Source organism: Burkholderia sp. IT-111MI5 (genome assembly GCF_949752865.1).
GTDB classification, from domain to species: Bacteria; Pseudomonadota; Gammaproteobacteria; order Burkholderiales; family Burkholderiaceae; genus Burkholderia; species Burkholderia pyrrocinia_C.
Genome location: NZ_CATKIF010000036.1, coordinates 1 through 2,312 on the forward strand (window position 1 = coordinate 1; position 2,312 = coordinate 2,312).

At 63.6% G+C, this 2,312-nt stretch carries 2 protein-coding genes; both read right to left on the reverse strand.

Annotated features, from left to right (window positions below; translation table 11 throughout):
* Positions 1–67: 67 nt before the first annotated feature.
* The gene (istB, locus tag ACM6JT_RS24610) at positions 68–934 is read right to left on the reverse strand and encodes an IS21-like element ISBcen28 family helper ATPase IstB (RefSeq protein WP_414857500.1); all 867 of its coding nucleotides are present in this window, start codon (positions 932–934) and stop codon (positions 68–70) included.
* Positions 931–2,187: an IS21-like element ISBcen28 family transposase gene (istA, locus tag ACM6JT_RS24615; RefSeq protein WP_414857501.1), complete on the reverse strand. Its 1,257-nt coding sequence runs from the start codon at positions 2,185–2,187 to the stop codon at positions 931–933. Before istA ends, istB begins: the two co-directional genes overlap by 4 nt.
* Positions 2,188–2,312 lie beyond the last annotated feature (125 nt).

Sequence of the window (2,312 nt, forward strand, 5' to 3'; positions counted from 1 at the left end):
TGTCAACGTCGGACGTAATTTCCCCAGAAGTGTCGAAGTAAAATTCCCCACCCTGTTCGGACGGTGATCAGCCGGCGATGTGATCGGATGAGCTCCTTCGCGGACGGCCCGGGCGCCGACGAACCGGTTCAGCGGGCGCGTGATTCAGGGAAGACGGTCGGTTACGCAGATGGTCGGGCAGCAGATCGGCGTGTTCTCGCAGACGATACGACGTGCCCTCGATCTGCACGACGATCGCGTGGTGCAGCAGCCGGTCAAGCAGCGCCGCGGCAACCACGCTGTCGCCGAACACTTCACCCCATTCGCCGAAGCTTCGATTGGACGTCAGGATGATCGCGCAGCGCTCGTAGCAGGCGTTGACGAGCTGGAAGAACAGGTTGCCACCGTTGGAGCCGATGGGCAGGTAGCCGATCTCGTCGACGATGAGCAGGCTGTTACGGGCAAGGAAGCGCACGCGCTGCGCCAAGTTGCCTTCCCGTTCGGCCTTGGCCATCGAGTTCACGATCTCGGCCAGCGAGCCGAAGTAGACGCTCTTGCCCGCGCGTATGGCTTCCACGCCCAGCGCAATGGACAGGTGCGATTTGCCCGTGCCGGGCGGCCCCAGGAAGTGAACGGTCTGCCGTCGTTCGATGAACTCGAGCTGCGCAAGCGCCATGATGCGATCGCGATCCAGGCTCGGCTGGAAGCTGAAGTCGTAGCCGGCCAGCGTCTTGATCGTGCCGAGCCGCGCGGTCTGCAGCGCCACTCGGATACGGCGGGTCTCGCGCGTCGTGAACTCCTCGCCCAGCAGCGTTTCCAATACTTCCAGCATCGAGCTGTCGCCTTGCTCGAAGCGATTCAGGGTGGCGTCCAGCGTTTCGAGCGCACGCGGCATGCGCAAGCCGACGAGATAGCGCCGGATGCGTTCCAGTGTCGAGGTGGGCATGCTGCTCATGCGGTCCTCCCTGCATCCGCGAGGCGTCTTGCGACCTGGTCATAGAACGACAGAGGCCGGCGAGCTACGGCTACCGTCACCGATGGTGATGGGTGCCGTGCCGGTTGCTTACGCTGGTTTGCGCGCCGATGACCGGGCAACAGCGAGGTGCGTCGCCGGCCTTCGAGCACGGGATGAACCGCCAGCAGTTCACCGTCTTCGTAGATGCGGATCTCGTGAGCCAGACTATGGATGTCGAGCGTGCGCTTGCGTGTACGATCGGGCACGCTGTAGTAGTTGCCGCCGACCGAGACGAGGCCTTCGTGACTCACGCGCCGCTCGAGCCGGATCACGCCATTGAAGGCACCGGCCGGCAACGCCTGCAGTGCGGGACGCTCCTCACCGAAGTGCTGGGCGACGACGCGGTGCGTCGTGCCGTGCACGCGCACATTGGCCACCGTGTCGAGCCACTCGCGCAACTGTCGGTTCAGGTCGGCGAGATTCTGGAAGCGACGCGCCAGGAAGAAGTCCTGCCGGATATAGCGGTACGGCCGCTCGACCTTGCCCTTGGTCTTGGCGCGATACGCCTTGCAGGCGCGCGGCGCGAAGCCGTAGTGCTGCGCAAACGCGACCAGCTTCGCGTTGTAGACGATGTGCTTCTCGACTTCGCCGAGCACGGCCGCCTTCATCCGATCGTACAGAATCTCGCGCGGAGCGCCGCCGAGATGCTCGAACGCTTCCATGTGGCAGCGCAGGACGGTCTGCAAGTCCTGATGCTCGACGAAACGTCCCCAGAGATAGCGGCTGTGCCCAAGCACTATCGAGAACAGCCAGATCGAACGTCGCTGGCCAGGCGCGTCGTCGAACTCGACATTGAAGTGGGCAAAATCCACCTGCGCTTGATGCCCGGCAGGCGTCTCGAAGCGCACCTCGAAGCCTCGTTGGCGGGGCGGGCGGACCTCCCGAACCAAGTCGCCCAGCGCCGTGCGGCCGCCGGTATACCCCATGGCCCGAATCTCGCGCAGCAGTCGCTCGACGCTCAGGTCGGGAAACTCGCGCACACGTTCGGTGACGTAGTGGACGAACGGATCGACCACGCACGGTCGCGGTGCGCGCGGACCGTAACGTGGCGCCTGAACGCCATTCCTGATGTATTTACGAACGGTCTTGCGGTCCATACTCAGTCGAGCAGCGATGGCCGAAATACTCAGCCCTTGCCGATGCAATTCCAGAATCGTCATCACTTCCTCCAGCTCGACCACCGACACCCCCACGACGGATCTCCAGGGCGATATGGTCGGCGATCGACAGGACGGCGCCGCTACCGCGGCGCCGTCAGATAAAAAACTGGGGAAAATTACTTCGACGAAAGTGGGGAGTATCTATCCGACGCTGACAG